The sequence below is a fragment of the Actinoplanes sp. NPDC051411 genome, assembly GCF_040682075.1.
Taxonomy (GTDB): domain Bacteria; phylum Actinomycetota; class Actinomycetes; order Mycobacteriales; family Micromonosporaceae; genus Actinoplanes.
The window spans coordinates 1-22,961 of the sequence record NZ_JBFBAD010000151.1 but is presented as its reverse complement, the minus strand read 5'-3'; the positions used below and the strand labels follow the sequence as shown (position 1 = coordinate 22,961).

Annotated in this window: 25 protein-coding genes and 1 pseudogene; 8 read left to right on the top strand and 18 right to left on the bottom strand. The window is 72.4% G+C overall.

All coding sequences use genetic code 11. The annotated features are described in order from the left end of the window. Positions 1–333: 333 nt before the first annotated feature. A pseudogene (locus AB0M88_RS45935) lies at positions 334–533 on the top strand (transposase); the annotation flags it as partial. 63 nt (positions 534–596) lie between these two features. Further along, complete coding sequence (locus tag AB0M88_RS45930; RefSeq protein WP_364113300.1) at positions 597–779, top strand: hypothetical protein; 183 nt, start codon at positions 597–599, stop codon at positions 777–779. Positions 780–1,070: 291 nt separating this feature from the next. On the opposite strand, the gene AB0M88_RS45925 is transcribed toward AB0M88_RS45930, so the two are convergent. From AB0M88_RS45925 to AB0M88_RS45905, 5 genes are all read right to left on the bottom strand, one after another. Next, positions 1,071–2,993 (bottom strand): alpha amylase C-terminal domain-containing protein, encoded by a 1,923-nt coding sequence (locus AB0M88_RS45925; RefSeq protein WP_364113298.1) that lies wholly within the window; start codon positions 2,991–2,993, stop codon positions 1,071–1,073. 148 nt (positions 2,994–3,141) lie between these two features. Further along, positions 3,142–4,497: a sigma-70 family RNA polymerase sigma factor gene (locus AB0M88_RS45920; protein WP_364113296.1), complete on the bottom strand. Its 1,356-nt coding sequence runs from the start codon at positions 4,495–4,497 to the stop codon at positions 3,142–3,144. Further along, positions 4,494–4,823 (bottom strand): YciI family protein, encoded by a 330-nt coding sequence (locus AB0M88_RS45915; RefSeq protein WP_364113294.1) that lies wholly within the window; start codon positions 4,821–4,823, stop codon positions 4,494–4,496. The genes AB0M88_RS45920 and AB0M88_RS45915 overlap by 4 nt, the downstream gene beginning before the upstream one ends. After that, positions 4,820–5,383, bottom strand: a complete 564-nt coding sequence (locus tag AB0M88_RS45910; protein WP_364113292.1) for a dihydrofolate reductase family protein — start codon at positions 5,381–5,383, stop codon at positions 4,820–4,822. Before AB0M88_RS45910 ends, AB0M88_RS45915 begins: the two co-directional genes overlap by 4 nt. Positions 5,384–5,452: 69 nt before the next feature. Next, positions 5,453–5,839: a nuclear transport factor 2 family protein gene (locus AB0M88_RS45905; RefSeq protein WP_364113290.1), complete on the bottom strand. Its 387-nt coding sequence runs from the start codon at positions 5,837–5,839 to the stop codon at positions 5,453–5,455. An 80-nt stretch (positions 5,840–5,919) separates the two neighbouring features. Between AB0M88_RS45905 and AB0M88_RS45900 the strand changes: the two genes are divergently transcribed. Continuing rightward, entirely contained in the window at positions 5,920–6,471 is a 552-nt protein-coding gene (locus tag AB0M88_RS45900; RefSeq protein ID WP_364113288.1) for a helix-turn-helix domain-containing protein, read from the top strand. On the opposite strand, the gene AB0M88_RS45895 is transcribed toward AB0M88_RS45900, so the two are convergent. Beyond that, complete coding sequence (locus tag AB0M88_RS45895) at positions 6,468–7,034, bottom strand: hypothetical protein (RefSeq protein WP_364113286.1); 567 nt, start codon at positions 7,032–7,034, stop codon at positions 6,468–6,470. The two genes, AB0M88_RS45900 and AB0M88_RS45895, sit on opposite strands and share 4 nt — an antisense overlap. A 296-nt stretch (positions 7,035–7,330) precedes the next feature. Between AB0M88_RS45895 and AB0M88_RS45890 the strand changes: the two genes are divergently transcribed. Next, entirely contained in the window at positions 7,331–8,725 is a 1,395-nt protein-coding gene (locus AB0M88_RS45890) for a DUF885 family protein (protein ID WP_364113284.1), read from the top strand. Between the two features lie 107 nt (positions 8,726–8,832). Beyond that, positions 8,833–9,249, top strand: coding sequence for a PPOX class F420-dependent oxidoreductase (locus tag AB0M88_RS45885; protein WP_364113282.1), 417 nt, complete (start codon positions 8,833–8,835; stop codon positions 9,247–9,249). Positions 9,250–9,252: 3 nt separating this feature from the next. On the opposite strand, the gene AB0M88_RS45880 is transcribed toward AB0M88_RS45885, so the two are convergent. From AB0M88_RS45880 to AB0M88_RS45850, 7 genes are all read right to left on the bottom strand, one after another. Beyond that, on the bottom strand, positions 9,253–10,317 hold the full coding sequence (locus AB0M88_RS45880; protein ID WP_364113280.1) for a tryptophan dimethylallyltransferase family protein: 1,065 nt from the start codon (positions 10,315–10,317) through the stop codon (positions 9,253–9,255). After that, positions 10,314–11,216 (bottom strand): phytanoyl-CoA dioxygenase family protein, encoded by a 903-nt coding sequence (locus AB0M88_RS45875; protein WP_364113278.1) that lies wholly within the window; start codon positions 11,214–11,216, stop codon positions 10,314–10,316. Before AB0M88_RS45875 ends, AB0M88_RS45880 begins: the two co-directional genes overlap by 4 nt. Then, positions 11,213–11,671 (bottom strand): lasso peptide biosynthesis B2 protein, encoded by a 459-nt coding sequence (locus AB0M88_RS45870; protein ID WP_364113276.1) that lies wholly within the window; start codon positions 11,669–11,671, stop codon positions 11,213–11,215. The genes AB0M88_RS45875 and AB0M88_RS45870 overlap by 4 nt, the downstream gene beginning before the upstream one ends. After that, complete coding sequence (locus AB0M88_RS45865) at positions 11,668–11,925, bottom strand: lasso peptide biosynthesis PqqD family chaperone (protein ID WP_364113274.1); 258 nt, start codon at positions 11,923–11,925, stop codon at positions 11,668–11,670. The genes AB0M88_RS45870 and AB0M88_RS45865 overlap by 4 nt, the downstream gene beginning before the upstream one ends. After that, on the bottom strand, positions 11,925–13,781 hold the full coding sequence (locus AB0M88_RS45860) for an asparagine synthase-related protein (RefSeq protein WP_364113272.1): 1,857 nt from the start codon (positions 13,779–13,781) through the stop codon (positions 11,925–11,927). The genes AB0M88_RS45865 and AB0M88_RS45860 overlap by 1 nt, the downstream gene beginning before the upstream one ends. A gap of 40 nt (positions 13,782–13,821) precedes the next feature. Beyond that, positions 13,822–13,929: a lasso RiPP family leader peptide-containing protein gene (locus AB0M88_RS45855; protein WP_364113270.1), complete on the bottom strand. Its 108-nt coding sequence runs from the start codon at positions 13,927–13,929 to the stop codon at positions 13,822–13,824. Positions 13,930–14,004: 75 nt separating this feature from the next. Beyond that, entirely contained in the window at positions 14,005–14,412 is a 408-nt protein-coding gene (locus AB0M88_RS45850; RefSeq protein WP_364113268.1) for a DUF4440 domain-containing protein, read from the bottom strand. 159 nt (positions 14,413–14,571) lie between these two features. On the opposite strand from AB0M88_RS45850, the gene AB0M88_RS45845 reads away from it, so the two are divergent. Beyond that, positions 14,572–15,237: an NAD(P)H-dependent oxidoreductase gene (locus AB0M88_RS45845; RefSeq protein WP_364113266.1), complete on the top strand. Its 666-nt coding sequence runs from the start codon at positions 14,572–14,574 to the stop codon at positions 15,235–15,237. Positions 15,238–15,254: 17 nt separating this feature from the next. On the opposite strand, the gene AB0M88_RS45840 is transcribed toward AB0M88_RS45845, so the two are convergent. Beyond that, positions 15,255–15,950 (bottom strand): TetR/AcrR family transcriptional regulator, encoded by a 696-nt coding sequence (locus AB0M88_RS45840; RefSeq protein ID WP_364113264.1) that lies wholly within the window; start codon positions 15,948–15,950, stop codon positions 15,255–15,257. Positions 15,951–16,106: 156 nt separating this feature from the next. On the opposite strand from AB0M88_RS45840, the gene AB0M88_RS45835 reads away from it, so the two are divergent. Further along, the gene (locus AB0M88_RS45835; protein WP_364113262.1) at positions 16,107–16,802 is read left to right on the top strand and encodes an NAD(P)H-binding protein; all 696 of its coding nucleotides are present in this window, start codon (positions 16,107–16,109) and stop codon (positions 16,800–16,802) included. A 33-nt stretch (positions 16,803–16,835) separates the two neighbouring features. On the opposite strand, the gene AB0M88_RS45830 is transcribed toward AB0M88_RS45835, so the two are convergent. The 4 genes from AB0M88_RS45830 to AB0M88_RS45815 are packed head-to-tail and all read right to left on the bottom strand — an operon-like array spanning position 16,836 to position 21,424. Continuing rightward, a complete protein-coding gene (locus AB0M88_RS45830; protein WP_364113260.1) occupies positions 16,836–18,731 on the bottom strand; it encodes an anthranilate synthase family protein in 1,896 nt (631 codons plus the stop codon). Next, a complete protein-coding gene (locus tag AB0M88_RS45825; protein WP_364113258.1) occupies positions 18,728–19,408 on the bottom strand; it encodes an isochorismatase family protein in 681 nt (226 codons plus the stop codon). Before AB0M88_RS45825 ends, AB0M88_RS45830 begins: the two co-directional genes overlap by 4 nt. Before the next feature lie 31 nt (positions 19,409–19,439). Next, the gene (locus tag AB0M88_RS45820; protein WP_364113256.1) at positions 19,440–20,210 is read right to left on the bottom strand and encodes a 2,3-dihydro-2,3-dihydroxybenzoate dehydrogenase; all 771 of its coding nucleotides are present in this window, start codon (positions 20,208–20,210) and stop codon (positions 19,440–19,442) included. 20 nt (positions 20,211–20,230) lie between these two features. Further along, on the bottom strand, positions 20,231–21,424 hold the full coding sequence (locus AB0M88_RS45815) for a 3-deoxy-7-phosphoheptulonate synthase (protein WP_364113254.1): 1,194 nt from the start codon (positions 21,422–21,424) through the stop codon (positions 20,231–20,233). A 315-nt stretch (positions 21,425–21,739) separates the two neighbouring features. Here AB0M88_RS45815 and AB0M88_RS45810 point away from each other — a divergent pair, with 315 nt between their 5' ends. Then, positions 21,740–22,903 (top strand): transposase, encoded by a 1,164-nt coding sequence (locus tag AB0M88_RS45810; RefSeq protein WP_364113252.1) that lies wholly within the window; start codon positions 21,740–21,742, stop codon positions 22,901–22,903. The last annotated feature ends 58 nt before the right edge of the window (positions 22,904–22,961 follow it).

Here is a 22,961-nt window from a genome sequence, read left to right as displayed (position 1 = left end):
AAACATGGTCGTAGCGGCACCACCAGAGACGGACTTCTCGGTTGTAGACGGGCTTCCCGGGCACGCATTACCTTGAACAACGTGACGACGTATCGACACACCTCCTCTTGAACATGAACTAAACGCCCAGTCAGTGAGTGTTTGAAAGTGGTGTCGCACGGCGTGTCCCTGCGTCCGATGGAAGCGCCGTGATGTTGACGGGATAGAGCGTGAGCGGCGGTATCCCTCGGACCTGACCGACAGGCAGTGGGAGATCGTCGTGCCGATGCTGCCGTTGATCAAATCGCCGGGCAGGATCCCTTGGACGAGCTCCGTGAACAGGTCGGTATCGCTGATGGCCGTGAACCCGAGCCGTCGGCCGGCATCCTCGACTCGCAGTCGGTCAAAGCTGCCGACACGGTCGGCCGGGACCCCGCGGTTATGACGCCGGCAAGAAAATCAACGGTCGTAAGCGGTTCATCGTCACCGACACTCTCGGGCTGCTGGTCGTGGTCTGCGTGATGGCCGCGTCTTGGCAGGACCGCGACGGCGCGAGGACGACCTGCTCAGCACCTACCTGAGCACGCCGATCCGGTTCGTGTTCGCTGATCAGGGCTTTGCCGGCCGAACTCGTCGACTGGGCCGCCGGCACGCTCAAGACGACCGTGGAGATCGTGGGCGAACCCGCCGAGCAGCGTGGCTTCGCGGTACAGCCTGAACGTTGGGTCGTGATCCGCCGCCTCGACCGAGGCGGACTCGCCAAACGCCAGACCCGGCACCTGCTGAACGCGCCCGAGTAGAAGCACTCTCAAACACTCACGCAGGTGCAAGACGCAACGCGTCGGCCTGAAGAAGGATCAGGCCGACGTCTCCAGCACCACGGAAGGCCGCCTCACCCACTCGAAACCCGCGCTCCGCCGCATTCGGATCGGCCGCCGACTCGGACACGCGCTCTCGGCGGCGGCAATCGCGTCCACGACGCCATAAGACAACGGCGGAACGAGGCCGACCACCCTCCCGTTCAACGATGGCGACGAAAGCGCGACGGCCACCACCCGGAAAGGGAAATTGCCGGCCGAATGGGTAACCGCCTAATCAGGGACTGTGAACACCAGCACGCTGTTCGCCGGGATGGTCAGGGTCGCCGACTGCGCCTGCCCGTGCATCGGCGGCCCGGAAGCGACCACCGAACCGGCGTTGCCGGCGACCCACGGGTTCGGGAAATGGTCGTAGTAGTCGGTGTTGAAGGCCTCCCGCCACCGCCCAGCCGCGGGGAAACCGAGCTGGTAGGAGTGCAACGTGGACTCGCTCAGGGTCAGGACCACGACCACGTCGGCGCGCTGGAAGGCGACGACCCGGTTGGCCTCGTCGACCGAGATGACGGCCAGGGCGTCGGACCGCAGGGCGGGCAGGGCCTTGCGCAGGGCGATCAGGTCGGTGGTGCAGCGCAGGAAGTCGCCCATCGACCTGTCGGCCCCCAGGGCGCCGTCCCACCAGATCAGGCGGTCGGAGCGGCCCGGGCTGTCGGACCACAGCTTGTCCTCGAGGAACTCCTCACCCATGAACAGCATCGGCGTGCCGGGCGCGGTCATCAGCAGGGCCGTCGCGACGCGGGAGCGGCTGCGGGCGTACCAGGAGCGGGGGTTGCTCGGATCGGCGAGCCGCGCGATGCGCGGCGCCCGGTGGTCGTCCATGTCGAGGACCAGGTCGTGGTTTTCCAGGCAGTTGTAGGCCTGCCAGGCATGCTCGTAGTGGGCCGGGCGGCCGAGGCCTTCGGCCAGCCGGCCGATGCCGATCGGTTGCGCGCCGCCTTCCGCGGCCTTTGCCAGTACGCGGCGGGCAGCGTCCCGTATCCCGTCGGCGTAACCGAGGTCGAACCCCATGCCGGCCGGTGGCCGCTGGACGGCCAGCCACCGGAACTCGCCCCAGTACTCGGCGATCAGCGCCGCCGAAGGCCGCAGCGCGCGCAGTGACGTCGTCAGTTCCTGACAGAAGCCCCAGCCGCCCTTGGCGTCGATCACCGTGACCTCGTCGAACCGCAGGCCGTCGGCATGGTATTCGTCGAGGAACATGGTGGCGTTGTCGGTCAGGAAGTCGCGCACCGGCGCCCGGTCGAAGGCGAAGACGCGCCCGCCGGCCCAGCCCTCGGACGAGAAGTAGGCGTTGTTGCCGGGGCCCGGGTCGGCCGGCAGGTCGATGTAGTCGAGGCTCTGCGGGTCGAGGCCGCCGCCGGCGTGGTTGTAGACGACGTCGAAGATCACGCCGAGGCCGTGCCGGTGGCAGAGGTCGACGAAGGCCTTGAGCTGGTTGGCCTGGCCTTCGAGCTGTTCGGGCTTCAACGGGTCGGCGCCGCAGGCTTCCAACAGCCGGTTGGTCGAAGCGAGGTAGGGCGGCAGGTCGGACGGGTCGACGCAGTAGTCCATCTCGGGCGAGAACAGGTCGGTGCCGTTGTAGCCGAGGCTCCACTCCCCCTGGAACTCGACCACGGGCAGCGGCTGCACCGCGGTCACGCCGAGCTCGGCCAGGTAGGGCAGGCGGTGGACGGCGTCGAGCAGCTTGGCCGTCCGGTGCGGGCGCCGGTCGCGGCCGCCCCCGTCGACCGCCGAGAAGACGCCGACGTGGAACTGGTAGACGATCAGGTCTTCGAAGGCGGGCGGCGTCCAGTCGTCGTCGTGCCAGGGGTAGTCCTCGGTGTCGACGACCACGGAGTCGCAGTCGGGGTAGCCGTACAGCTCGAGCTCGCGGGCGTGCGGGTCGCGCTTGAAACCGGCACCGCCCGTGCCGGTCACGTGGTAGCGGTACTTCCTTCCCGCGCGTACACCCGGAAAGAAGCCGGACCACCCACCGTGACCGTCGCTCAGAAGCTCGAGGTCTTCGTCGACGACCTCGCTCTCGTCGAAACAGACGTGGACGCGCTCGGCGGCCGGCGCCCAGAAACGCAGCACCACCCCGTCGCTTAGGAGGGTGGCACCCATCCGGGTGCCGGGGCCGACGTGTTCCTGCGAGGCGGGCATCGCCCCAGGCTAGTAGCGGGTGGTGACCGCGCAGTAGCAGATCAACGACTCGCATTTCTTTTGGCGACAGAGGTGTTGCGTTAACGATTCTTTCGGTGTCGAATGCGCTCAAGCATTCCTCTCACCGCCGGGCTGGGCGGCGGCCGTCTCACCCCCGTGGCGGTCCGCCGCCCAGCCTTTTCATCGCGGCCCGGCGGGCAGCGAGGAAGCGTATTTCGGCGGGATTTCCGGTGTATTTCCCGGCCATTTCGAACGCCTCTCCGGCCTCGGCCGGGCGGGCGAGGCGGGCGAGCAGCTCGGCCCGGACGGCGTGGAACATGTAGTGGCGGTCCAGGCCGGACAGCGCGTCGACCTCGTCGAGCGCCACCGCCGGGCCGCGGACCTCGGCGACGGCGACCGCGCGGTGCAGCGCGACGATCGCGGTCGGCGTGAACGCCAGCAGATGGTCGTAAAGGGTGACGATCTGCGCCCAATCGGTGTCGGCCGCCGACGCGGCATCACTGTGGACGGCGTTGATCGCCGCTTGCAGTTGGTAAGGGCCCGGCCGGTTACGGCGCAGGCATTCGCGCAGGAGAGACTCACCCTCCGCGATCAGGTCGCGGTTCCAGAGCGTACGGTCCTGGTCCGGCAAGCGGATCAGGTCACCCTCCGCATCGGTACGCGCGGAGCGCCGCGCCGAGATCAGCAGCATGAGCGCCAGCAGGCCCCGGGGCTCGGGCTCGTCCGGCAGGAGAAGCACGAGCAGGCGGCCCAGCCGTACGGCCTGGGCCGCGAGATCGTCGCGGGTGAGCGAATCGCCCGAGGTCGCCGTGTAGCCCTCGGTGAAAATCAGATAGACCACCGCGAGGACCGCCGACAGGCGGTCCGGAAGGTCCGCGTCGCGCGGGACCCGGTAGGGGATGCCGGCGTCGCGGATCTTGCTCTTGGCCCTGGTCAGGCGCTGCGCCATGGTCGACTCGGGCACCAGGAAGGCGCGGGCGATCCCGGCCGTGCTCAGTCCGCCGAGCAGCCGCAGCGTGAGCGCGACCCGGGCCGCCGGAGCGAGCGCGGGGTGGCAGCAGGTGAAGATCAGCCGCAGCCGCTCGTCGGGAAACTCCGCCTCGTCGCCACTGTCGAGAATCGGCCCGGCCCCGCTGTCTTGAGCCGGCCCGCGGGACCCGAGCGCTCGCGCCGCCTCGCCCTCCGGGGCCGGCCCGCGGGACCCGAGCGGCCGATCGGCCTCGCCCTCCGGGGCCGGACCGCGCAGCTCGTGGAGCCACCCCGCCTCCGCCTCGCGGGCCGCCCGGGTCGCCTCCCGGCGGACCACGTCGGTCGCCCGGTTGCGGGCGGTCGTGATGATCCAGCCGGCCGGGCTCGGCGGCACGCCCCGGGCCGGCCAGAGTTTCACCGCCGCCTCGAAGGCCTCCTGGACCGCCTCCTCGGCGAGATCGATGTCGCCGAAGTGGCGGACCAGGACCGCGACCGCGCGACCGTACTCGGCCCGGAAGATCTCTTCGACGCTCACACGACCGGCCGGACCTCGATCGCCAGCGGCGTGAGGATCGCCGACATGCGGGCGCCCCAGGCCAGGGCCGCGTCGAGGTCGGGCGCGGTGATCAGGGTGAAGCCGCCGAGGTGTTCCTTGCCCTCGGCGAACGGCCCGTCGGTGAGCACCCCGTCGCGGATCACCGTGGCGGTGTGCGGCGGGTGCAGGCCGGCCGCGAAGACCCAGGCGCCGGCCTGCTTCATCTCCTCGTTGAGCTCGCCGAGCCGGGCCATGATCGGGCCGAGGACCTCGGGCGGCGGCGGGTCGGTGTCCGGCTGATAGACGCTGAGCAGGTACTGCCTCATGCCACGCTCCCGGGACGGTAGAAGGCGATGATCACGCCCTTGCCGGTCACCACGGTCTCCTCGAGGTCGAGGCGGACTTCGAGGTCGCCGAAGAGCGTCGTTCCCTGCCCGAGCGTAAGCGGGTGCAGGAGCAGCGTGTACCGGTCGACGAGCCCGGCCGCGGCGAGCGACCGGACGAGTTCGCCGCTGCCGAGCACGACGAGATCCTCCTCGATCCGCTTCAGGGCCGAGAGGTCGGCGACCGGCACCGAGTTGACCCAGGAAAACGAGGCCTGAGTGCGGGAAACCACATATTTCCGCTTCCCCTCCAGCACCGGGGTGAACGGGTTGCCGTCGGTGCGCCCACCCCACGAGCGCTGCATGATCTCGTACGTCCGGCGGCCGAACAGCATCGCGTTGTCCGCCGCCACCCCCTTGCCCAGCGTCTCGGCCAGCACCGCGTCGGCGTAGGGCGCCGCCCAGCCGCCACGCGTGAACCCGCCCCGCGTGTCGTCCTCGGTGCCCGGCGACTGCATCACGCCGTCGAGCGTGACGTTCTCGACCACCACGATCTTGCCCATGTGTCTCTCCTGACGAAGACGGTCCGTTCCCCACCTACACGAACGGCCGTCCCCGGATTCGACACCCGGTCAGGTGAGCACTTCGGCCAGCGCGGCGTGGTTGTGGTAGTCCCGCGTCTCGACGATCAGACCGTCGCGCACCCTGAGCACCTGAATGTTGGACACCCGGAAGGTGCGGCCGCTGGGAGCCCGCCCGTCGTAGTCGAATTCGGCGATCACCACCTCCGGGTCGGCCGTCTCGTGGACCCGGACCGCGTCGGCCCGCAGGGAGATGCCGGCCTGCCCGTTCAGGGCGAAGTGCCGGCGCACGCCCTCCCGCCCGTCGATGTGGACCGGCGACGGCAGCGCGAACGGCATCTCCACGACCGCGTCGGGCGCGTAAAGCTCGTGCAGACGGCTCCAGTCCCCGCTGCTGATGCCGGCCGAGAGCTTCGTGAAAACCTCACGTGGGGTCACGACACACCTCCATGTAAAAATAGAAGTCGACACTCCGATTATACGGAGTGATCGCTCCGCTTGTCGACCGAAAGAGCACTGTGGAACCTCCCCTGCGCGCCGACGCCCGCCGCAACCGGGCGAAACTGCTGGAAGCGGCCGAGCGGGTGCTGGCCGAGAAGGGCCCGGCCGCCTCGACCGACGAGATCGCCAGGGCGGCCGGCGTCGGCATCGGCACGCTGTTCCGGCACTTCCCGACCAAGGAGGCGCTGATCGAGGGCGTCCTCGCGGCCCGCATGCGCCGGATGACCGACGAGGCCACCCACCTGTCCACGACCGCCGGCGGCCTCGAGGTCTTCCTGCGGCGGGCGGTCGAGCAGGCCGAGGTCAAGAACGCCCTCGCGGGCCTCCTCACCTCGGCCGGCGTCGACCTCGCGGCCACGATCGACGGCGTCCGCGACGACCTGATGGCGGCGCTGGGCACCCTGCTGAGCAACGCTCAGAACTCCGGCGCGGTGCGCCAAGACCTGCGGGTGACCGATCTGATCGGCTTGCTGGCGGGTGCGTCGCGGGCCATCGAGTACGCCGGGTCCGACCCGTCCGCCCGCGAGCGCATCCTGGCCGTCATCGTCGACGGCCTACGTCCGCACTAGGGCTCGAGGATCTCGAACCGGCGGGCCATCTCGGTGAACAGCGGCTCGTCCTCGTCGGGCGCGGCCGAGCCCAGCCCCAGGCAGAAGCCGACCCCGTCGACGACCAGGAAGTATTCGCGGACCGCCCAGACCCGGCCGGCGTCGCGCTTGACGCAGTCGAGCCGCACGCCTTCCCGGCCCGCCCACTCGGCCCCGGCGATCTCCAGTTCGCCGAACCCGCCGGCGGTCAACGCCCGCTCCGCCCCCGTGGCCATCTCCGCCGCCTCGCGCCGCCGGCCACCGCTCGGGTGGCGGAACACGATCGCGCTGTGCCGCCAGCTGGACGGGTCGGTGTAGCGGGCCGTCTCCCACGGGCTGTTGTTCAGGTCGGGCTCGCGCTCGACCCAGCTTTCGGGCACGGTCACGGCGTACCCGAAGTCGGTTTTTTCGATTCTCTGCCACGGCATGGACGGGACCTCCGAGGGGTCGCTCGACCGAAGGTGCCGCAACGCAGCGGTGTAGGACTCGCCGGTGCGGCGCGCACGCTCGCGAACCAGGCGCTTGAAGTTCTTCCGCTCAGTCATCGGAACCCTCGGCCACACGGGACTGCACTCCCGGCGGTGAGCCCGTGGCGGGCGGATGACGAGCGATCCGAGGAGGTGTTCCCCTTTGCCCCCGCGAGCGGCCTGCCGGGACGGCCGATGGAGGTTGGGCGTTGGATCAACGCCGTGGTCCAAATCCTAGCGATCCGTTGCCGGTTGCGCGAACCACAACCTAGGGTTGCCGAGGTCGTTCATCGATAAGGGGAAAAGGTGCGCAAACTCGCGGCGCAGCACGCCAGAGGCCTGGGCCGGCCCGAGCCGGCCACGCGATGACGGGGGTGCTCGACGACCTCGTCTCGCGCGAGTTCAGGCGTACGCCGGTGGCCGCGGCCCGGCTCGGCGCCCCGGCGACCGGCGCGGCCCTGCCCGACATGTCGGAGGCCGGCATCAGAGCCTCGGCCGCCGACGACCGCCGGTGGATCGAACGGCTGCGGGCGTTCGACGCGCCCACCGAGGAGGAGCGGTTCGACCGCGACCTGGCCGTCCTCGGGCTGAGGCATCGGCTCGTGCTCGACGAGCTGGGGATGCACCGGCGCAGTCCGGAGCTCTACACGACTCCGGTGCTGTCGGCGCTGCGGCTCGGCGTACACCAGCGCGACTACCTCGAGCAGGCACCTGACCTGCTGCGGCACGGGCGGCGCAATCTCGACCCGTCGCTGGCCGACCCCCAGGTGCTGGCCCGGGCGGCGGCCCAGGCCAAGGCGGGGGCGGCGGCCTGCGAGCGGCTCGGCGGGTCGGCGGCCGCCCTGGCGTACGCCGAGTTCGCGGTCTTCCTCGGCAACCTCGCGGTCAGCGCGCACGGCGACCCGGCGGTGGGCGAGGCTTCCTATACGGCGCTGGTGCGGGTCGCGGCCGGTGACGGGTACGACGCGGGATCGGTGCACGAGCTCGGGATGACCCGCGTGCGGGAGATCAAGAAGCGGCTGGCGACGTTGCCGGTCTTCACCGACCAGCCGGCCGGCGACGCCGGGCAGACGCTGAAGTGGTACCGGGAGGAGACCGTCCGGGCCCGGCGGTTCTGCGCCGAGCATCGGATCGTCAGCCTGCCGGAGGCCGAGGAGTGCGAGGTGGCGGCCACCCCGGCCGACAAGCTCGCGCTGCTGCCGGTGGCGTCCTATGAGCCGCCGCCGTTGCTGGGCGCCGGTTCCGGACGCTTCCTGGTGCCGCCGTCGCCGCAGCGCCGCTCCGGCATGGCCACGGTCACCGTCCACGAGACCTATCCGGGGCATCACGCGCATTACAGCCGGATGAGCCGGCGGCCCCTGCGTGCCCTGTTCACGACGCCGTTCTTCACCGAGGGCTGGGGCGTCTACGCCGAACAGCTGGCCGGCGAACTCGGCTATTACACCGGGCCGGGCGAGCTGCGCGGGCATCTGGTCGCTCTTCTCGTGCGGGCGGCGCGCGCGGCGATCGACGCGGGCGTGCACGCCGGCGCGATGACCGTCGACCAGGCCCGTGGCTTCCTGCGCGACGAGCTCAACCTGCCCGAACAGTACGCGAACGCCGAGGTCAACCGCGCCCTCGCGTACCCCTCGCAAGCCGCCGCCTATCTGATCGGCGCAACCGAGATCGCCGCGATCGTGGCCGCCTCGGGCGGGCCGAGCGCCGAGGTCCACGACCGCCTGACCGCGCTCGGCGCCCCTCCTCTGCCACTGGCCCGGGCCGCTCTGTAGCCCGTCCGTCACTCAGCGAGTCGGCGACGGTTTGCGCCGGTCCCCCGCTAACCTCGGTCCTACCCGTCCGTTGACTTCAACTTAGGTTCAAGATGCAGCCTGGCAAGATGCCCTTCACCGAATCCGAGATCGCCTACCTCGACGAGCAACCCCTGGGACGCCTGGCCACGCTGCGCCCCGACGGCACCCTGCAGAACAGCCCGGTCGGGTTCCGCTACAACCCGGCCCTCGGCACGATCGACATCGGCGGCTACAACCTGACCGCCAGCCGCAAATACCGCAACATCGCGGCCAACGGGCAGGTCGCGTTCGTCGTCGACGACGTGCCGTCGCTCCGGCCGTGGAAGGTGCGCTGCCTGGAGATCCGCGGCACCGCCGAGACGATCGAGAAGCCGTCCGACTCGGCCTACGGCGGCGACGATCCGATCATCCGGATCCACGCCCGGCGGATCATCAGCTACGGCACCGCGGAGCAGGGCATCATTCCGGGCCAGGTGCGGCCGGACAACCGCGACGTCGCCTGACCGTCAGGCCGCCCCGGCCGGCGTTCTCGCCCGGCCGGGTGCGGAACCGGCCGGGAGGTCGGTCAGGTCGGCGCCGATGTACAGGGTCAGGTTCGCCGGCGCGCGGCGCAGTTTGACCGCCGCCCAGTGGAACGGGTTGACCGGCGGGCCGTCCCCCGAGGCGTGCTCGCCGAGGGCCGCCACCGGGGCGAGACGGTCCGGCGGCAACAGGGCGGCCAGGCGTTCCCGGGCGTCCCGGCCGTCCGGCACGTACTCCCGGAACGGCAGATAGAGCGTGACGTCGTCCGGGTGCCGGGTGACCGGGGCGGTCATGCTCCAGCACAGCATCGGCCGGGCGCGGGTGCCGGCGAGCGCCCCGTCCCGCCGGGCGGACAGGGCCGTCCCGAACGCCGCCGCGGTGCCGGCGGCGTAGCCGGGCAACCCCGCCACCCGGTCCTCGATCTCGGCGCTGGTGGCGTCCGGCACGACCGCGTACAGCTTGGCCCGGGCGTCCGGCCGGTCGAGCAGGTCGACCGAGAACGACGGCAGGAAGGCGGGCAGCCGCGGCTCCAGCCGGCGCCACGCCGCCTCGAAACCGAGCCGGGACATGGCCGCGGCCATCAGGTCCCGGTTGCGGGCCACGCCCTGGGCCATCCCGTCGAAGTAGACCTTGACGCCGGTCACGCCGCCCGGCTCGACCGCGGCGGCCAGGCACATGCCGGTGGCCGCGTCGGCGCTGACCGGTTCGAACAGGTCGGCCAGGAGCCGGGCCCGGGTCAGTGGCACGCCGTGGTCGCGGCTCAGTCCGTCGAGCGTGCGCCAGCCCTGCTCCCAGCTCGCCGCCGGCGAGCTGTCACCGGCCGGGGCGAGCGGCCGGAAGAACAGCCGGATCTCGGCCCGGTCGCCCAGGGCGACCGAATATTCGTACGGAGGCGGGCCCGACCCGGCGGCGGCCCCGCGCGACTCTCGATGCCCCCACCGGCCGAACAGCGCGGCGGCCGCCGGTCCGGCCGAAGCGGCCAGGTCGACGCCGAACAGGCCGCCGAGCATCCCCAGGCCCGCCTCGGCCCGGGCGGCGTACGCGGTCATCGCGACCCCACCGGGGCGGCCCGGTACGGGGTGACGTCGATGCCGGGGTAGAGCTCCCCGAGGTGGCGGATCGTCTCCGGCGTCCAGTACTGGTCGCCCGGCGGCGGGAAGCCCAGCAGATGCCGCTGCTCGGGCGCCAGCTCCACCATCAGGTCGCGGAAGACCGGCCAGTTCGGCGAGGCGGGGCGCAGCGACCACAGATGCTTGTCGGTCCACCGGGCCGCGGCGGCGTGGATGTTGAAGAAGCACGCCAGGCGCCGGCCGGTCTCGGCGCGGTAGGCCGATCCCCGGTGCACGATGTCGCCGACGAACAGCAGCAGGGAACCCCGCGCCGCGGGCACCGGCCGCTCCCGCTCGTACAGCTCCGGGTACTGGTCCTTCTCGTACGAGGCCTTGCCGGTCGAAGTGATCAGCGGCAGGCCGAGGTGGTCGACCCGGTCCACCACGTAGGTCGGCGCGGTGTCGGTGGTGACGTCGGTCAGGTACAGGATGCCGAACAGGCGCTGGTAGAGGCCGTCCGTACGCGGGTGCAGCAGGCTGCTGGCCGCCCAGGCGTCGTTGTGCAGTGTCTGGTCGCGGCTCTCGCCGTACGCGGTGCCGTACTTGGCCTGGATGAACGAGCTGGTGAGCCGCAGGTCGGCGGTGCCGAGCAGGTGCCCGGCCACCGCGAGCACCCGCGGGTCGAGCCCGACCCGGTTGAGCGCGTTGCTGGTGAACGGGAACGGCACGGCGTGCTTGAGCCGGCCGATCTCTTCCGCGTCCACCTCCCCGCCCTCCGGGTCGGGGAAGTAGGCCTCCATCGCCGCGGTGGCCGCGTCCAGGTCCGCGCCGGTGAGAAAGTCCGGCACGAGGCACCAGCCGTTCTCCGCGATCTCTTTCGCGACGGCTTCCTCGTTCATGGCTCGTTCCGTCCCTTCCGCTGATCGTTGCCGGTGGTGTCCCGGCACGGCACGACGATGTTGCGCTGGAACCCGGTCAGATCGAGCGGCTCGCCGACGGGCCGGCCGTCCACCTCGACCCAGGCGTGCGCCGCGAACGGCTGCAGGTTGACGCCGGAGACCCAGTCCGCCCACCGGCCGCGGGCACGTGTCAGCAGGGCCACCGCCACCGACCGCTGCAGGCAGTACTGGCCGGCGCAGCGCAGGCTCACCGCGACGACGTCGTCGCGGGCGCGCAGGGCGTCGGCGTACGTCGCCGGGCGGGCCCCGGTGGCCAGCCGGCGCAGGACCGCCTCCAGCCGGTAGGGGCTGGTCATCGCGATCAGGGCGCGTGAGCTCCAGACGGCGGCCCCCGGCAGCAACCGGCGCCGCCAGGGCGGGCGTTGCCGCCGCTCCACCGTCATGTGCAGGGTCATCGGTCCAGCACCAGGTCGGCCCGGCGCAGGTCGGCCACGAGCCGCCGCACGTCGTCGGGGATGCGCTCGCCGGCGTCCGGGAAGCGCGCCCGCAGGTCGGCGACGATGTCCTCCAGGCCGCTTCCCTCGGCGAGGAGCCGGAAGACCTCGTTGCCGAGCGGGTTGAGCCGGTAGTAGCGGCCGGACCGCTTGTTGAGCAGCACGGCACCGTCGTCGTTGCGGGTGAGCACCACGTCCGGGTTCGTCGTGATCATCAGATCTCCAGGTCGGTCAGCGCGGTGGAGGGCGCGGTCAGCCGGCCGCCGACCGCCCGCAGCCAGGCCTCCAGGCCGAGGGTGAGTTCGAGGGCGGCGGTGTCGCGCTGCGGGCGCATGTTGTCGCGCAGGGCGGCCCGCAGCGCCGGCAGATCGACCAGGCCCAGGTCGGCCAGGGCGGAGTCGGTGAGCATCGCCAGCAGCGCGGCCCGGTTGCGGGACATCCCCCGGTGCACCGACATGCTGAACTCGCCCTTGGTCGACCGGTCGAGGCCGGGCTTGGCGCCGCCGAGATTCATCGCCGCCTTCAGGATCGGTTTGTAGCGGGCGCCCGGCAGCGATTCGGCGCGCGAGAACGACAGCGCGGTGGTGAACACCGCGTCGTCCATGAACGGCAGGGTCAGTGCCACCCCGGACCGTTCCAGCAGGCGGCGCAGCGGGGCCAGCCGGGTGCCGCCGATCCGCTGGCCGGCCACGGCGGTGTGCCCGGCCCGGGCGGGCGCCTGCGGACGGTACGGTCGGGGCGCGTCGCCGGCCAGCGAGCGGATCGCCTCGGCCGTGGCCGGGGTCGCCCACGGCGGCAGCCTGAGCCGCGGTCCCCAGCCCACGCTGGGGACGCGCAGCAGGTCGACCGGCTCGGCCTCGAGGTCGCCCAGCTGGGTGGTGAACCACGCGTCGTACGTCTGCTGGGCGCGCAGTGCCCGGTAGACCGTGCGCAGCGGCCACCGGCGAAGGTGGGCCAGGGGCCGGATCGCGCGCATGGCGCGCAGCGGGGCGGTCGCGTAGAGGTCGCTGTAGTACGAGGGAGCGACCGTGAACAGCTCGTCGCCGCCGAAGCCGGCCACGTGCGCGACCGAGCCCGAGCCGGCGAACAGCTTGCCGAGGGCGATCTTGCGGGTCCGGTTGCGGATCAGGGTGTACGGCTCGCCGATCTCGTACGGGACCGACGTGTCCAGGTCGCCGTCGGCGGTGGCGATGCCGTCGTACGGCCGGGGCAGGTCGTCGGGGCCGAACACGGTCAGCGGCTGGCCCAGGGCCTGCGCCGCGACGCCGGCCCACCGGGCGTCGTCGTGATTGGGGTCGAGGGTCTGCTCGACGAACGCCGAGTATTCCGCACCCTGCTCGCTGAGCAGGTAGCACAGCGACGTGGAGTCCATGCCGCCGGACATGTCGGCCGAGAGCCGGCGGCCCCCGGCGACCCGGACCCCGACCGCCGCGTCCAGGGCGGCCCGCAGTGCCGGTGCGCCCTCGGCCTCGCGCAGCTCGGCGGCCGGCGGCTGCCACCACACCGAGCGGGACACCCGGCCGCCGGACAGGTGCAGCCGCTGGTCGGCCGGCAGACGGTGCACGCCCTGCCAGAACGTGTCGGTGACCAGGCCGTAGTCGAGGCCGGGATGCAGGAGACCCCAGGCGGCGGCCCTCGGCTCGACCCGCGCGCCGGTCAGCCGGGCCAGCACCTCGACGGTGTCCGAGACCAGCGGGTGACCGTCGTCGTCGCGGCACCAGAAGACCTGCCGGACGCCGGACGCCGTTCCCTGCACGTACGTCGACGAGCCGTCGGTGTACAGGACGTGGAAGCTGCCCGGCAGGGCGTGCGCGGCATCCATCACGCCGGTCGCGTCCGGATGCCGGTCGAGCAGGCGGGCCAGGCGGCCCGGGTCGGTGTCGGTCTCGCCGAACACCGCGAGACGCCTGGCCCCGGAGGCGGCCGTGACCAGGGCGGCGTGGGTGGTGTCGGCCACGATCCACGCGCGCCCCGACCGATGGGTGACCACGCTGCGGTGCACCGCCGGCGAGGGTGCCGGAGCACCGCGTTCGTGGTCCTCCGGAAATGCTACGAACCAGGAGGCTCGCACGATCTCTCCCCTCATCCGGCGGTGCTTCTCACTGGTTTCCTCAGACGATCGCGACACCCTCGGTGTCGTCGCTCGCCCACCCGTACCAGGCCGTCAGCTCGGCGAAGTCGCCCAGCTCGACCAGGGCGGGAGCCTCGTACTCGGTCATGTGAATCACCTCCTCTCGGCACCCGGGAATCTCGTTGCCGGCCATAGCGGCGGGCGCCGGTATTGGCTATGGCGGTCAGGCCGGTGCGCCGGCGGTCGCGATGCCCGCCGGATTGCTGATCAGGCAGCGCCACTGCCCGTCGGGTCCGCGTCGCAGCACGTCGACCGCCGTGCCCTCGATGCGCCGGTGTTCACCGTCGGGCGTGGTCCCCTCGTGCACGTAGTCGTTGATCAGCAGGGCGATGTCGCCGGCGACGTACTCGTGCCGGACGGTCACCCGGATGGGCAGGAAGAACGGGGGCTTGCGGTCGCGCCGGCCGGCGCCGGCGAGGACCTCGCCGGGCGCCAGCACGAGCAGCGCGTCCGGCTCGAAGAGCTGCTCGAGCCGGTCCGGATCGCCGGAATTGAACGCCTGCTCGAACGCCGGCATCAGCCGGCCGGGGCCCTCGGCGGCGGCCTCGGGCTGGTCGGGTGCATTCGCCATAGGCGCCAGCACATCGGGACGCGGGCATGCCGGTCAACGAAGCCGGACAGGGTTTGTCAGATCGCCGGGCCGAGCTGACTAACTATGGATCGTGCCGTTCCCCGGTGCGCGCCGCGGCCGACACGATGCCCCGGAGATCCGACCGTGAGGAGCGCACTCGTGATCAAGGTGGCAATCGTCTTCCACTCCCGCAGCGGCAACACCCACCAGCTGGCGGCGGCCGCGAGCGCCGCCGCGGTCGAGGCCGGCGCCGAGGCACAGCTCTACAAGGTGCCCGACCTGCCCAACCCCATCGTTCTCGACCGCAAGGCGTACGCCGAGCTCAACGAGGAGATCGCCGACGTGCCGGTGGCCACCATGGCCGACCTGGTCGCCGCGGATGCCATCATGATCGGCACGCCGGTCCACTTCGGCCTGCCGGCGCCGCAGATCATCGACTTCATCGACCACTCCGGCCCGGTGGCCATCCCCGGCGACCTGGCCAACAAGGTCGTCACCGTCTTCGCGTCCGGCTCGATGCCGCACGCCGGTCAGCAGGCGGCCATCCTGGCGCTGCACAACTCGATCTGCCACTGGGGTTCGCTCATCGTGCCGAACGGCTCCAGCGTGGAGGTGCTGGGGCTGCCCAACAACGGCGCGCCCTACGGCACCTGCAGCATCTCGCGGCACGAGGCGAACAACGTCCACGAGGACAACCTGGCCGCGATCGACTATCAGACGCTGCGCCTGGTCGAGGTCGCCACCGCGTACAAGCTCGGCATGGAGCAGACCACCTCGGCGATCAAGTTCGTGGGGCACGAGGTGCTCAAGAAATACGACCTCTGATCCACTTTTTCCGCCCATCAGGGCGGCGGCGGCATGCGGGTGGCGAGGCCATCCAGTACGTACGTCAGGCCGCGCCGGAAATTGCCCGCCCAGTCGTCGTCGAGCAGGTGGCGCTGGGCGGCCAGGGTCGGATAGCGGTCGCGGTGCTCCTCCAGCTGCTGCTGGGCCTCGCGCCGCTCCTGCGCCGTCCACCGCAGCGCGACCTGGCTTGCCGCCGAGCCCTGCACGTGGCTGTAGAGCACCCAGCCGGCCGCCGCGACGTCCGGCCCGGTCAGCCCGGCCCGCGCGAGGGCGGCCTGCAGGAACTCCATCCAGGCGAGGAAGCCGGGTCCGACCGTGGGCCGGGGCCGCAGCGGCAGCGCGGCCGACCACGGGTGCCGCAGCAGCGTCTCGCGCCAGCCGGTGAGCAGCTCCGTGATGTCGGCCCGCCAGTCCGGGCCGTGTCCGCCCGGCGGTGACGACTCGGCGAACACGGCGTCGACCGCCAGGTCGATCACGTCGTCCTTGGTGTCGACGTGCCAGTAGAGCGTGGTGGTGCCGACCTCCAGCCGGTCGGCCAGGTTGCGCATCGTGAACTGGGTGACGCCCTGCTCGTCGAGCAGGGCGACGGCCGCGGCCGCGATGCGGTCGAGGCTCAGGGGCGGCTTGGTGCGGCCGGATGAGCTCGCCCGGAGCCAGAGACCGCCGCCACTGGTGCGCGCCTGACCGGCCACGTCGTTACCGCCCTCTGCCTCGAATCGACCGCTTGACCGTTGCCCGGCCGAGCGTAGTACGTTGGTCGCGATACCGGAACGACGTTCGGGTGACAGACCGACGTTCTGGGTTCGGACCGATGTTCGAGAGCGACGGCCCCGGAAGTGAGACGACCCATGAACCTCGTGATATTCGGCGCGAACGGCCCCACCGGCCGGCTGGCGACGGAGATGGCCCTCTCCCGCGGGCACACGGTCACCGCCGTGACCCGCCATCCGGAGGCGTTCCCGGTGACCGGGGCGGCCCTGCGGGTGGCTGGCGCCGACGTGCTGGACGCGTCCGCGGTCGACGACCTGATCGCCGGGCAGGACGCGGTGGTCTCCTCGCTCGGCATCGGATACACCAAGGAAAAGGTCGAGGTCTACTCGGTCGGCGGGGCCAACATCATCAAGGCGATGCAGGCGTACGGCGTGCGCCGCCTGGTCTGCGTGACCTCGACCGGCACCACCGGCGAGCACGCCGAGGGCGAGACCTTCACCTTCAAGAAGATCATCGCGCCGATCCTGCTCCGGCTGGGCCGCACGGTCTACGAGGACATGGCGCGCCTGGAGAAGCTGGTGGTCGCCAGCGGCCTCGACTGGACGGTGATCCGCCCGGCCGGGCTGTTCGACGGCGACGAGGTCACCGACTACCGGGCCGAGCCGCGCCGGCTGCCCGGCCGGTTCACCTCCCGCATCGACCTGGCCGACCTGCTGATCCGCGAGGCGACCGAAAACCGGCACGTCGGCCAGTTCCTCGACGTGGTCACCACCACCGGCGCGCCCACCTTCGCGCAGATGTTCGTGCGGGAGGCGCTGCATATCGGCAAGTGAGGCGGCCGGGCGGCCGGGCGGCCGGGGGGCGGCTCAGCCCGGCCGCAGCCGGTCGACCGTGCGCTCGAGGATGTCGATCCCGTGGGTGCTCAGGATCGACTCGGGGTGAAACTGCATCGAGGCGAACGACGGCCCGCGCAGTCCGAACACCTCGCCGGTGCGGTGGTCCCGGCTGACCTCCACGACGTCACCCCACGGCTTCTCCGCCTTGGCCGCCGGGCTGTACGCCGCGAAGGTGTTGTAGAAACCGACCCGCTCGACGTCGCCGAACAGGTCGACCGGCAGCTGCACCCCCTGGTTGGGGCGCGGCCGGCGGCGCACCTCGAAGCCGAGCAGCCCACCGAGCACCTGATGGCTCAGGCAGACCGCCAGCATCGGCCGGCGCTCGGCCAGCAGCCGCCGCGCGGTCCGGCGCAGCACCCGGATCTTGGGGTCCCGGTCGTCGCCCGGGTCGCCCGGGCCCGGACCCAGCACCACCAGGTCCCATCCGGCGGTGTCGCACCCGTCGTCGTAACGCCGCACCTCGACCCGGTGGCCGAGTGCGCTCAACTGGTGGCGCAGCATCCACGTGAACGTGTCCTCGGCGTCGACGATCAGCATGCGGCAGCCGGGCGGACGAGCTCGCCCGGGCCGGTGCGGCGGCGGGTCGCCGGCCAGCCAGAACCGGGCGACCGTCGCGTTGCGGCCGCCCAGGGCGCTGCGCACGCGCGGATCGCGGTCGAACCGTCGCGGCCCGGCCGCGTCCGGCCGGGCCGCCGGGGCCCCGTCCAGCGCCCGGAGCAGCGCACTGATCTTGGCGGTGGTCTCGGCCGCCTCGGATGCCGCGTCGGAGTGGCGCACGATCGTCGCCCCGGCACCGATCCGCACCCGGCCGGCCGCGATCTCCGCGGTGCGGATCAGGATGGCCGAGTCCATGTCCCGCCGGCCGCCCTCCTCGTGCCCGATCAGCGCCGCGACCCCGCTGTAGTAGCCGCGCCCGTCCGGCTCGTACCGGGTGATCACCCGGCAGGCGTTCTCCAGCGGGCTGCCCACCACGGTCGGCGCGAACATCGTCTCGCGCAGGATGTCCCGGACGTCGCGGGTCGTGTCGCCCCGGATGAAGTACTCGGTGTGCGCCAGCCGGGCCATCTGCCGCAGCTCGGGGCCGAGGACCCGGCCGCCGGCCCGGCACACCCGGGCCATCATCTTCAGCTCCTCGTCGAGCACCATGGACAGCTCGTCGATCTCCTTGCGGTCGTCGAGGAACTCGAGCAGGCCGTCCCGGGTCGGTCCGTCCGGCCCGTACCGGTAGGTGCCGCTGATCGGGTTCATCACCGCGGTGCCGGAAGCCAGGCTGACGTGCCGTTCCGGGGTGGCGCCGACCAGCGTCACCTCGGGGGTGCTGATCAGGAACGTCCAGTAGGCGCCCGACTCGGTGGCGAGCAGGTTGCGGAAGAGCGCGTACGCGTGGGCCGGGGTGTACCCGGTGATGTCCGCGCGGTACGAGCGGCGCAGCACGAAGTTGGCGCCCTGCCCCGAGCCGATCTCCCGGTCGATGATCCGGCGCGCCGCCGCCGTGTAGGCGGCGTCGTCCACGTCGAACCCGGCCGCGTCCAGCCGCAGTGCCGGCCCGGCCGGCCGCGGCAGGTCGTCCAGACCGGCCACGGCCTGCTCGGTGACCCGCAGCGTGAGCAACTCCGCCCGGTCGTCGACGCAGGCGAAGCCGCGCTCGGTGATCTGCCGGTAGGGCAGGAGCACCAGCGCGTCGTACGGTCCGGCGCCGGGCGGGCGGGCCGCCCGCAGCGGGATGCGGTCCAGCGACGCGGCCGGCCGCACGTCGCCGATCAGCACGTCCACCCGCCGGCCGTCGCCGACGTGCGGCCGGTGCAGCAGGGCGAACGGCGGCGGCTCGGCGGACGTGATCCGGGCCAGCGCCGAGGCGGCGCTCACCGCGGCCTCCCGGCACGGCCCGCGGCGGCGGCCCGCTCCGCGCGCAACGCCGCCAGCAACCGCTCGGTGGGCAGCACCACGGCGCAGTTGGCGGCCGCGTAGTCGAGCGCCTGCCGGTGCCGCCGGGCCGAGAAGTCGGCGACCGCGTCGGCGACCACGAACGTCTCGATGTCGTTGCTGAAGGCCTCGACCGCGGTCATCAGCACGCCGACACCGGCGTAGACACCGCATACGATCAGCTGGTCGCGGTCGTGCGCGCGCATCGTGGCCAGCAGCGCCGAGCGGACGAAGGCGCTGTAGCGCCACTTGGCGAACCGCCAGTCCCCCGGCCCGGGCCGCAGCTCGTCGATGACGTGCTGGTCGTCCGGGTCGGTGCGCATGCCCGGCCCCCAGAAGTCGGCGAGCAGGCCGCGCTGGGACGCGGTCATGCCGCCGTTCTGCGCGGTGTACGCGACCGGCACGCCCGCGGCCGCGCAGCCGTCCCGCAGGGCCGCCACGTTGCCGACCAGTTCCCGGCGCGGGGACCGGCCGTCGGCGTACGGGCGCAGGAAGAACCGCTGCATGTCGTGGATCAGCAGCACCGCCCGCCGGGGGCTGGGCCGCCACGCCGGAACGGTGGCCGGCAGGTCGTCCGCGCCCGGCATCGGGTACGGCGCGATGGGCTGGATCGAGGGCATACTCGCCTCCACGGAGATCGACGGGGGACGGTCAGGCGCCGAGCGCGGCCCCGCCGTCGACGGTGAGCTCGTGCATGGTGATGTGTCCCGCGCGTTCGGACAGCAGGAAGAGCACCGCGTCGGCGATGTCGGCCGGGCCGGCCAGCCGGCCCAGCGGGATCCCGACCCGGAACTCCTCGGGCCGGCCCTCGATCGTGGACCGGGCGCCGGTGTCGTCGGCCCACATGCCGCGCAGCATCGGGGTGTCGGTGGAGCCGGGCGCGACCACGTTGCAGCGGATGCCGTAGCGGGCGGCCTCCAGGCCCAGGCACTTGGTGAACATGGTGGCCGCCGCCTTGGACGCGGCGTAGGCGGCCATGCCCTGGCGGGGCACGGCGGCGGCGTTGGAGGCCACGGTGACCACGGCGCCCCGGCCCCGGGTCTTCATCCGCGAGACGACGGCCCGCGAGACCAGGAACACGCCGGTGGCGTTGGTGGTCAGGGTGGCGGTCCAGTCCTGTTCGCTCAGCGCGTCGGCCGCGCCCACGTGCAGCACGCCGGCCGCGTTGACGAGGAAGTCGATCGGCCCGATCCCCTCCTCGACCGAGCGCACCACGGCCTCGACGTCGGCGGACCGGCCGACGTCGCCGGTGAACGGGGTGACGTCCAGCCCGTCGGCCACGCACTTGGCCGCCCGGGCGCCGTTGCCGGCGGCCTCGCGGTCGACCGCCGCCACCCGGGCTCCGCGTTCCGCCAGCGCGCGTACGGTAGCGGCGCCGATGCCTCCGGCAGCGCCGGTCACCAGTGCGACCTTTCCCTCCATGTCGGACCTCCGTGTTCGGATCAACCGGTCCAGGAACTGACGACGGCGCGGGCCTGACCGGGATTGAGGCGCGGATCGCACAACGTCGTGTACTTGTTGCCGACCTCGTCGGCGTGGGACGCGTCGGCGACGCATTCGGTGACGTCGTCCGGGGTGGTCTCCAGGTGCAGCCCGCCCGCTACCCCGCCGCCGGCCCGCACCACGTCCTGAAAGGCGCGTACCACCTGCACCAGCGTCTCGACGTAGCGGGTCTTGAGGCCGGTCGCGGTGCGCACCGTGTTGCCGTGCATCGGGTCGACCAGCCAGATCACCGGGTGTCCGTGCCGCCGTACGGCCCGGACCAGACCGGGCAGCCGGCCGGCGGTCTCCCGGGCGCTGAGCCGGGCGATCAGCGAGAGCCGGCCGGGCTCGCGCCGGGGATCCAGCCGCCGGCAGAGCGCCACCAGCTCGTCCTCGGTCATGCCGGGCCCGACCTTGGCCGCCACCGGGTTGGCGACGGCGGCCAGCAACGCGACGTGGGCGCCGTGCGGCTGGCGGGTGCGGTCACCCACCCACGGCCAGTGGGTGGACGTCAGGTGGATCCGGCCGTCGGCGGCCGCACGCAGCTGGGGCAGCTCGTAGTCGAGGATCAGCGCCTCGTGGCTGGTCCACACCGGCGCGCCGAGGGCGGTCGCGCCCGCCGGGAGCCGCCAGCCGAGGTGACTGATCGCCGCGTCGGCGGCCCGGTGGCCCAGCAGCAGGCGGCGCGGGTCGGGGCGCCGGCTGACCGGGTCGGGTTCCGGCCCGTTGACCAGATGACCGCGGTAGACCGGCAGCACCTGGCCACCGGCGATCTCGGTGTCGTGTGACCGCGGCTTGGCGTACTGGCCGGCGATCCGGCCGACCCGCAGCACCGGGCGCTGCGTCGTCAGCTGCAGGGTGCCGGCCAGCAGGTCGAGCAGGCCGGCCTTGCGCAGGATGTCGGCCGGCCCGCACTCGGCCAAGTCCTCGGCGCAGTCGCCGGCCTGCACGACCTGAGCCGCGCCGGCCGCGACCCGCGCCAGGGCGTGCCGCAGCGCGTCGACCGTGTCCGGGCCGACCAGGGCCGGGCGCTGGGCCAGCGAGCGGCGCGCGTCGGCGAGCACGCCGGGCTCGGCCCAGCGGGGCTGCTGACGGGCCGGCAGGTCCCGGACCAGGGCCACGGCGTGCGCCGCGGGATCGTGCGGTCGGGTCATGACGCCGTTCCCGGGTCCGGGCCGGTGAACGGCGTCTCCGGTTGCCGGAAACCCGGGGCGACCGAAGCCTTCATCATTACCGGGGCACTCCCTTGGATTCCGCGTCGGTGCTGAATTGATCGACGCGGCCAATCGTGGGGCACCCCGCCGCGGTCCGGCAATTGCGCGCAATCAATTCTGTCAGGTACCCGCCGGCCGATTCGCCGAGCCCGACGTCAAGGCGCTGCGTGCGCCTCCGGCAACCATCGCGGCACCGAAGGTGGTGACGTCAGCACCTCGACGGTCACCGCCGCGGCATTACAAACTCGTTGGGGTTTGCCGTCGACGCATCGAGGGGGAACGTTGCGCCTGGACGAGGACGTCACCGAATTGTGCACGGAAATATTCGCCGACCTACCACGTAGTGATCAGCGCAGACGCGGCAGGGAATACGTGAGGGGCCTGCTCGGCACGCGCGGCCGGAAATCAATCCGCAATATCGCGGGGATATCGGAGGACCCCGCCGCCGAGCAGGCGCTGCACCATTTCGTCAGCGATTCCACCTGGGACTGGATGCCGGTCCGCCGGGCACTCACCCGCCGGGTCACCCGGTCGGCCGGGGTGCGCGCGTGGGTGCTGCATCCGACCCTGATCCCGAAGGCCGGGACCCACTCGGTGGGAGTCGGCCGCAAGTTCTCGGCCGGTCTCCGGCACTCGCTCAACGCCCAGCGGGCGGTGAGCCTGTGGACCGCCACCCCGGACTTCGTGACCCCGGTGAACTGGCGCCTGCACCTCAACGAGGACTGGCTGACCGACGACAAGCGCCGGCGGCGCGCGGCCATCCCGGACGAGGTGGTCCCGCAGTCGCTGGGCGCCTGCGCGGTGGACACCTATCTGGAGCTCGACGGCACGCCGGGCGGCCTGGTGCTGGTCGACGCCCGCGAGATGGACGCCGAGACCGTGGTCCGGCGGTTGCGGGCGAGCGGAGCGGCGGTGCTGGCCCGCGTCCCGGCCGGCCTCGGCCTGATCGCGGCGGACGGCGTCACGCCGGGCGGATCGACGGGCGGGGGCCTGCCGGGCGGGCCGGAGGTGCAGCCGGCCGGCGAACTGGCCGCGGCGGCCCGGCGCAGCCGACGGCCGGTCTTCGCCCCCGGCGCCCGCCGGCCGGTGTTGGCCGGCACGGCCGGCGTCCGGCTGCCGAGCACCCGCACCCGGGACCCGCTGACCCTGATCGAGCTCACCCCGCACGGCGGGACCGGTCCGAGCCGGCTCTGGCTGACCAGCTGCGACAACCTCGGCCTCGCCTCGCTGGTGCGGCTGACGTCGCTGGTCGCGCGGGTCGGGCACGAGCTGGAGACCACCGGCGACCGGGTCGGCCTGCGCGACTTCACCGGGCGCTCGTACGCCGGCTGGCACCGGCACGCCACGCTGGCCTCGGCGGCACACACCGTGCTCGCCACTCACGGGTCGGCGACGCCGGCCCCCGGCCGTACGGCCTAGGAGCGCGAGCGGATCTCCGCGCGCAACCGAGAGGAGGTGCCGGCGCCCGCGGGCGCCG